Origin of the sequence: Cupriavidus sp. SK-3 (assembly GCF_000611145.1) — a bacterium.
GTDB lineage: Bacteria > Pseudomonadota > Gammaproteobacteria > Burkholderiales > Burkholderiaceae > Cupriavidus.
Genome location: NZ_JFJV02000116.1, coordinates 1 through 7,326 on the forward strand (window position 1 = coordinate 1; position 7,326 = coordinate 7,326).

7 protein-coding genes and 1 pseudogene are annotated in these 7,326 nt (G+C 65.0%); 4 read left to right on the forward strand and 4 right to left on the reverse strand.

Annotated elements, in window-relative coordinates; translation table 11 throughout:
• Window positions 1-100: 100 nt before the first annotated feature.
• From CF70_RS37730 to CF70_RS12055, 4 genes and pseudogenes are all read right to left on the reverse strand, one after another.
• Window positions 101-328: pseudogene (locus CF70_RS37730) on the reverse strand (histidine phosphatase family protein); the annotation flags it as partial.
• A 206-nt stretch (window positions 329-534) separates the two neighbouring features.
• Window positions 535-1,509 carry a Bug family tripartite tricarboxylate transporter substrate binding protein gene (locus CF70_RS12045; RefSeq protein ID WP_035864586.1) on the reverse strand — a complete coding sequence of 325 codons (975 nt, stop codon included), beginning with the start codon at window positions 1,507-1,509 and terminating at the stop codon, window positions 535-537.
• 143 nt (window positions 1,510-1,652) lie between these two features.
• The gene (locus CF70_RS12050) at window positions 1,653-2,465 is read right to left on the reverse strand and encodes an SDR family NAD(P)-dependent oxidoreductase (protein ID WP_035864588.1); all 813 of its coding nucleotides are present in this window, start codon (window positions 2,463-2,465) and stop codon (window positions 1,653-1,655) included.
• Window positions 2,466-2,565: 100 nt separating this feature from the next.
• On the reverse strand, window positions 2,566-3,438 hold the full coding sequence (locus CF70_RS12055; protein ID WP_035864590.1) for an IclR family transcriptional regulator: 873 nt from the start codon (window positions 3,436-3,438) through the stop codon (window positions 2,566-2,568).
• A gap of 439 nt (window positions 3,439-3,877) precedes the next feature.
• Here CF70_RS12055 and CF70_RS12060 point away from each other — a divergent pair, with 439 nt between their 5' ends.
• Genes CF70_RS12060 through CF70_RS12075 form a run of 4 tightly spaced genes read left to right on the forward strand, consistent with a single transcriptional unit; the run spans window position 3,878 to window position 7,258 of the window.
• Window positions 3,878-4,741, forward strand: coding sequence for a branched-chain amino acid ABC transporter permease (locus CF70_RS12060; protein WP_035864592.1), 864 nt, complete (start codon window positions 3,878-3,880; stop codon window positions 4,739-4,741).
• 10 nt (window positions 4,742-4,751) lie between these two features.
• Entirely contained in the window at window positions 4,752-5,807 is a 1,056-nt protein-coding gene (locus tag CF70_RS12065) for a branched-chain amino acid ABC transporter permease (protein ID WP_035864593.1), read from the forward strand.
• Window positions 5,800-6,564 carry an ABC transporter ATP-binding protein gene (locus CF70_RS12070; RefSeq protein ID WP_035864597.1) on the forward strand — a complete coding sequence of 255 codons (765 nt, stop codon included), beginning with the start codon at window positions 5,800-5,802 and terminating at the stop codon, window positions 6,562-6,564. The genes CF70_RS12065 and CF70_RS12070 overlap by 8 nt, the downstream gene beginning before the upstream one ends.
• Entirely contained in the window at window positions 6,551-7,258 is a 708-nt protein-coding gene (locus tag CF70_RS12075) for an ABC transporter ATP-binding protein (protein WP_035864594.1), read from the forward strand. Before CF70_RS12070 ends, CF70_RS12075 begins: the two co-directional genes overlap by 14 nt.
• Window positions 7,259-7,326 lie beyond the last annotated feature (68 nt).

Here is a 7,326-nt window from a genome sequence, read left to right on the forward strand (position 1 = left end):
ACCGGCGTCCCCCGCAGGGGGATGTCGTATGCTGTTGGGCGCAAAAACCAACGCCGCTAAAAAAACACCAACCCCAACAGCACACCACTCCCCCCACCCCTCAATCAAACGTAATGGCATCCCGCCGATCAACCCGATCCAAATGCGGCAAACCATTAAAACTCAGCAACCGCAGCATCCCACGCCCAGAAATAATCTCGCAAAAAGCCGTATTCCGAAACTGCAGATTCAACTCAATCGCAGTCTGCGCAGGCGCACCCGGCAAATCCGCGGTAGCCCGCCCGATAGCCCCGCCAGAACTAACAACCAACACCGCATCGTCTCGCGAAGCCCCGTCCGTGGTATGCAACAAACTATTGTTGAGCGGCCGTAGAGTTGTGGTGGTCGTTGGGGGTCTTCGCTGTTTTTTTGCGGCGTTGGCCTTTGCACCCAACAGCGTACGGCGCCCCCCCGCAGGGGGGATGTCGTATGGCTGTTGGGTCCAAAAACCAACACCGAATCTATGCCTCTAAGCCACCACCAAAAAAGCCCACCTCACTCCGCCTTAGCCCCCGACTCCCTCACCACCTTCGCCCACTTAGCAATCTCCACCTTTTGATAAGCAGCCAACTTCTCCGGCGCCCCAAGAATAGGATCCAACCCAAGCGTCTTCAACTTGGCCTGCACATCCGGCAACTGATAAATCCGATTCAGCTCGGTATTGAGCTTGGCAATCACATCCTTAGGCGTATTCGCCGGCGCGAAAATCGCAAACCACGAATCCGCGTCAAACCCCTGCAACCCCTGCTCCGCCAGCGTAGGAATATCCGGCGCCGACGCCGAGCGCTTGGCACTGGTCACCCCTAACGCCCGCACCTTGCCTTCCTTGATCACCGGCAGCGCCGAAGGCAGGTTGTCGAACATCATGGAGATATGCCCGCCAAGCAGATCGGGAATCGCCATGGCACGGCCTTTATAGGGAACATGGGTGAGCTTCACCCCGGCCAGCGAGTTGAACATTTCGCCCGCCACGTGCGGCGAGGTGCCGACACCCGGCGTGCCGAAGGTGAGGCTGCCCGGCTTGGCCTTCGCCAGCGCGATCAGCTCCGCCACGTTCTTGGCAGGCACGGAGGGGTTGACCACCAGCACGTTCGGCGTGGACGCGACCAGGATCACCGGCGCGAAATCCTTGACCATGTCATATGGCATCTTGCTGTAGAGCGCACCGTTGATGGAGTGCGTGCCCACGGTGCCGAGCGCCAGCGTGTAGCCATCGGGCGCGGCATGCGCCACGGCTTCGGCGCCGATGTTGCCGCCGGCGCCGGGCTTGTTGTCCACCACCACCGGTTGCCCCCAGGATGGTGAAATCTTTTCCGAGAAGATGCGCGCCAGGATGTCGGGCGCGCCGCCGCTAGGGAAACCCACCACCATCCGGATCGGCTTGGAGGGATAGGTATCGGCCTGGGCCGATGGCACGGCGAATGCGGCGCAGGTGGCCAGCACGGCCGCTGCGAAAGAGGTGATGCGCATGGTATGTCTCCCGATGACTGGATTTGTTTTTTTGGTACCAGAGCTTGTCCCGCAAGCCGCCGCCGGACGGGCGCGACAACTCGTGCCTGTCCGGCGGCGGCGTTAGCTCAGCATGATGCTATGGCGCGGATTTCACGCCACGCTCACACTACCGTGCCGCCGAACTCCGCCATCACTTTATCGTGCAGGCGGCGCATTCCCTTTAGCCAGCGATCGTAATCCTGTCCCTTGCGCTGGTAGTACTCGAGCACTTCCGGATGCGGCAAGATGAGGAAGCGTTCGTCCTTCACCCCTTCCAGCGTTACCTGTGCCACATGCTCGGGCGTGACCGAGCCCGCCTGCAGGAAGCCCTTGCGATCGCCGTCCTCGCCGAACAGCATGCGCGTCTGCACGCCCTGCGGGCAGATGCAGCTGACCTTGATGCCGCGATCGCCATAAGTGATCGACAGCCACTCGGCAAAACCGATGGCAGCGTGCTTGGTCACGGCATACGGCGCCGAGCCGATCTGCGACAACAGCCCGGCGGCCGATACGGTGTTGACGAAATAGCCATCGCCACGCGCCAGCATCTGCGGCAGCACCGCACGCGCGGCGTGGATGTGGGCCATGACGTTGATCTCCCAGATGCGCTGCCACTCCTCGGCGCTGGCATCGAGGCCCTTGCGCAGGATGATGCCGGCATTGGAGCAGAACACGTCGATCTGGCCGAAGCGCTGCGTGGCTTCGTCGGCCAGCGCCTGCACCGCGGCGGCATCGGCCACGTCGACCTGTTGCGCGAACACCTGGCAATCAGGGCTGGCCTTGGCCAGTTCGGCGGCCACCTCTTGCGCGCCCCTGGCGTCCAGGTCGGCCACTGCCACGCCACGCGCACCGCCGGCGGCAAAAGCCAGTGCCAGCGCGCGTCCGATACCGGTCGCCGCGCCGGTCACCACCACGGTCTTGTTGCGAATCTCCATCTTTGTCTCCTTTGTTTGCTATGTCTGTATTGCCAGCTAGATGTGCGGCCCCCGGGCCGCGAGAATGCGATACGTAACGATGGTGACGGTGGTGGCGATGCTATCCGCGCCCCTGCCACAAGCGGGCCTGCAGCGCATCCGCCAGTTCGCGGATGCGCGGGCCCAGGTTGCCGTCGAGGATTTCCGGCGTGAGCCGGGTGGCCGCGCCGCCGATATTGATGGCCAGCACTTCCGCGCCGCCTTCGAGCACCACCGGCGCCGCCGCGCCGCTCACGGTGCGGTCCCACTCGGCGTGCGCCAGGCAGAATCCACGCCTGGCGTAGTCTCGCAGCGCGCGCTCGAGCTTGATGCGGATGGCTGGCCAGCGCGCCCCGTAGTGACGCTCGAGGTCAGCCATCACGGCAGCGCGCCGCGTCGGCTCAAGCCCCGCCAGCCAGGCCCGTCCGATGGCGGAAGTGGCGGTGGGCAGGCGCGAGCCCGGCGCCAGCCGCATGACCAGCGCGCCGCGCGGCTGGCATACCTCGAGGTAGACCATCTCGTGGCGGTCCGATGTCGCCAGCGCGACCGTGCAATCGGTGGCAAACGCCAGCGACTGCATCAGCGGCTGCGCGATCTCGCGGATGCCCGAACCGGCCAGGTAGCGCTGCCCGAGCACCATCGCGCCCTGGCCGAGCCGGTACTTCTCCAGCGAGGCGGAATAGACCAGGTAGCCCAGGCTGGTCAGCGTGAAGGTCAGGCGCGAAACGGTGGGACGCGGAATGCCGGCGCGGCGGGCCAGTTCGGCATTGCCCAGGTAATCGTCGTGCGGGCCGAAGGCGCGCAGCAGGTCAAGGCCGCGCGCCAGCGCGGTGACGAAATTGCGGTCGTCTCGATCGGTATCCTGCGCCTCGGCACCGGGCTGCGCATTGACTGCAGCGACAGCAGCAAGCGGCGCTGCGGCGGGAGAATGCGGGATCGACGAGGTGCGTTTCATACGTGGCGAGGACGCTGGGCAACGGCTGGTGAAGAACGTGCCTGTGGCCGCCATGAAAAGGCTGCGGACAGAGGCGCGCCGGCTATTTCGCTGTGCGGAAGACAATTCCGTATTTCTTGACTGTGCCTCAGGCCGTATGCAACAGTCAATGAAAACGAACGATCGTGCTGGAACGTGACTACGGCGACATGCGTAGCACGCTTCACGGTACACGACGACACCGGCACCCGGGGCCTGCCTGAGCAGGCCATTCCGCATCGCACAGGAGACAACGCATGCAGCACACCTTTCAACAAGCCGCACCGCCTCGCGGCTGATTCCCGCCCCAGCCTGACCAAGCGGCCCCGCCTTCAGCGCGCGGCGCCGCCACTTTCGCGCAGCCCGCGCCGCGGTTTGCGTGCCTTCGTTCGTGTTTGCAAAAGTCGCATGAGGTAAGCCCGTGACATTGTTTCTCCAACAAGTCCTGAACGGCCTGACGCTGGGCGGCGTGTACAGCCTGGTGGCGCTGGGCCTGACGCTGGTCTACGGCATCCTGCACGTGCCCAATTTCGCGCATGGCGCCTTCTACATGGCAGGCGCCTACGTCTCGTACTACATGATGACGTCGCTTGGCGTGAACTACTGGCTGGCGATGGGCGCTGCCGCCATCGCGGTGGCGGCGCTGTCGATGCTGGCCGACCGGCTGGTGTTCCATCCGCTGCGCAACGCGCCTGAACTGCACGACATGATCGCCGCCATCGGCATCATGCTGTTCCTGGAGGCTGGGGCGCAGGCACTGTGGGGCGCGGACTTCCATCGCATGCCCACGCCCTACGGCCAGATGGTCGAGGTGCTGGGCCTGACCGCGCCGGCGCAACGGCTGCTGATCATCGCCGCAGCGTTCGGGCTGATGGTGCTGCTGCACCTGTTCCTGACGCGTACCGTCACCGGCTCCACCATCGTGGCGATGGCGCAGAACCGCGAGGGCGCGGCGCTGGTGGGCATTGACGCCACCCGCGTCACGCTGCTGGTGTTCGCCATCTCCGGCGCGCTCGCCGCGATTGCCGCCACGCTGTACGCGCCAATCAACCTGGTCTATCCGAGCATGGGCAACCTGGTCATCACCAAGGCCTTCGTCATCATCATCCTCGGCGGCATGGGCAGCATTCCCGGCGCCATCGTCGGCGGGCTGATCATCGGCATGGCCGAGAGCTTCGGCGGCTTCTATGTCTCGACCGACTACAAGGACATCATCGCCTTCGTGCTGCTGGTGGCCATCCTGTCGATCCGGCCCCAAGGCCTGTTTGCAAGCAAGGCCGCATAAGGAGCGCACCATGAGCAATGTATTGCAAGGCAAGACCGGCTGGGCGCTATTGCTGGCGCTGGCCATCGTGTTCCCGCTGGTTACGCCCAACAGCTACTACCTGACGGTGATGACGCTGGCCTTCATCTACGCCATCGCCACGCTGGGGCTGAACCTGATCACGGGCTATACCGGCCAGCTCAACCTGGCGCATGGCGGCTTCATGGCGATCGGCGCCTATACGCTGGGCATTCTCACCGTGGACCACCAGGTGCCCTTCTGGGGCGCGTTCGTGCTGTCCGGCGTGGTGTGCATGGCGGTGGGCTACCTGGTCGGCGTGGTGTCGCTGCGCCTGAAGGGGCATTACTTCTCGATCTTCACGCTGTGCATCGGCTACATCATCTACCTGCTGATCGAAAAATGGGAAAGCCTCACCCATGGCACCGTTGGCCTGATCGGCATCCCGGTGCCGGCGTCGGTGGGGCCGCTGGTATTCGACAACGTGCAGGCGCAGTACTACCTGGTGCTGTTCTTCCTGGTGGCGGGCACTTTCCTGATGCACCGCATCGTGACCTCGCTGCTGGGCCGCAGCTTCATGGCGGTGCGCAATAGCGACGCGCTGGCCGAGGCGCTCGGCATCAACCTGATGCGCACCAAGGTGCTGTCGTTCGTGCTGTCGGTGGGCTATGCCGGCTTTGCCGGCGCGCTGTACGCGGGCCAGGTGCGTTTTCTCGGACCCGATATCGCGCGCACCGACCTCACCTTCGACATGGTAATGGCGATGCTGGTGGGCGGCACCGGCACGCTGCTGGGGCCCCTGCTGGGCGCGGTGCTGGTACCGTGGGTCACGCAGACGCTGCAGTTCCTGCAGGACTACCGCATGCTGGTGTTCGGGCCGGTGCTGATCCTGCTGATCATCTTCGTGCCGGACGGCATCGTGGGCTCGTGGGCGAAACGCCAGGCACGCCGCGCCGCCGCCGCGCGGCGCGGCGGCAAGAGCCGCGCGCAACCAGCCGGCACGCCCGTCGTCGCCAACCCGAATGCCAACGCCGCAAATGCCGCCAACGCAGGGGCCGACCATGCTTGAGATTCGCAATCTGACCAAGAAATTCGGCGGACTGACCGCCGTGCACGATGTTTCGATCACCTTCGAGACCGGCCATATCAACGCCATCATCGGCCCCAACGGCGCCGGCAAGACCACCTTCTTCAACCTGATCGCCGGCACCCACGCACCCAGCTCCGGGCAGATCCTGCTCAAGGGGCAGGACGTGGCGGGCCTGCGCGCCGACCAGATCGCGCGGCTGGGCGTAGCACGCACCTTCCAGGCCACGCACCTGTTCGACCGGGCCACCGTGCTGGACAACCTGATCGTGGGCCACCGGCTGCGTACGCACTCGGGACTTGCCGACGTGATCTTCAACACGCGCCGGCTGCGCGAGGAAGAACACCTGTGCCGCGCCAAGGCCGAGGAGGCGCTGGACTTCGTCGGCCTCACGCACCTCGCGCACGAAGTGGCCGCGGACATCACGCAGGAGGAGCGCAAGCGCGTGGCCTTTGCGCTGGCGCTGGCCACCGATGCCGAACTGCTGCTGCTCGACGAGCCCGCCGGCGGCGTCAATCCGGAAGAGACCGTGGGCCTGGCCGAACTGATCCGCAAAATGGTCCGCCACGGCAAGACGGTCTGCCTGATCGAACACAAGATGGACATGATCATGCGGCTGGCCGACAAGATCATGGTGCTCAACTACGGCGAGAAAATCGCCGAAGGCACGCCGGCGCAGATCCAGCGCGATCCGCAGGTCATCGAAGCCTACCTGGGAGCCGACCATGTTGCAGCTTGAACGCGTTTCGCTTTCCTACGGCAGTTTCCGCGCCCTGGACAACATCACGCTGAACGCCAGCGCCGGCGAGCTGGTGGTGCTGCTGGGCGCCAACGGCGCCGGCAAGAGCTCGATCTTCCTGGCGCTCAGCGGCATTCAGCGCACCAGTGGCGGCAGCATGCGCTTCGACGGCCGCGAACTCGCCGGCATGAAGCCCTCGCAAATCGTGCAGGCCGGGCTGGTGCATTGCCCGGAAGGCCGCAAGCTGTTTCCCGCCATGAGCGTGCAGAAGAACCTGACACTGGGCGCCTACGTGCACCGGCGCGACCCGGCGGGCATCAAACGCTCGCTGGAAGACGTGTTCGAGATGTTCCCCATCCTGCGGCAGAAAAAGGACGACCCGGCCGGCTCGCTCTCGGGCGGCCAGCAGCAGATGGTGGCGCTCGGCCGCGCGCTGATGGGCCGGCCGCGCACGCTGCTGCTCGATGAACCCTCGCTAGGCCTTGCGCCGCTGGTGGTCAAGCAGATGTTCGAGGTGATCCAGCGCATCAACCGCGCCGGCACCACGGTGCTGCTGGCCGAACAGAACGCCTACGCCGCGCTGGGCATCGCCCACCGCGCCTACGTGATCGAAAGCGGCCGCATCGTGATGGAAGGCGACCGCGACACGCTGCTAAAGGATGAAGGAATCCGGAAGGCGTACATCGGCGGATAGCGCCCGCCGGCATTCGTGGCCCAAACGCCCCCCTCAAGCGATGCGAAGCGAGCCCCCAAGCGATGCGA

Bases quoted from the DNA above. Each gene is read 5' to 3' on its own strand.
- CF70_RS12055 (WP_035864590.1), bottom strand. From the start codon at position 3,438: ATGAAACGCACCTCGTCGATCCCGCATTCTCCCGCCGCAGCGCCGCTT.
- CF70_RS12050 (WP_035864588.1), bottom strand. From the start codon at position 2,465: ATGGAGATTCGCAACAAGACCGTGGTGGTGACCGGCGCGGCGACCGGT.
- CF70_RS12075 (WP_035864594.1), top strand. From the start codon at position 6,551: ATGTTGCAGCTTGAACGCGTTTCGCTTTCCTACGGCAGTTTCCGCGCC.
- CF70_RS12045 (WP_035864586.1), bottom strand. From the start codon at position 1,509: ATGCGCATCACCTCTTTCGCAGCGGCCGTGCTGGCCACCTGCGCCGCA.
- CF70_RS12065 (WP_035864593.1), top strand. From the start codon at position 4,752: ATGAGCAATGTATTGCAAGGCAAGACCGGCTGGGCGCTATTGCTGGCG.
- CF70_RS12070 (WP_035864597.1), top strand. From the start codon at position 5,800: ATGCTTGAGATTCGCAATCTGACCAAGAAATTCGGCGGACTGACCGCC.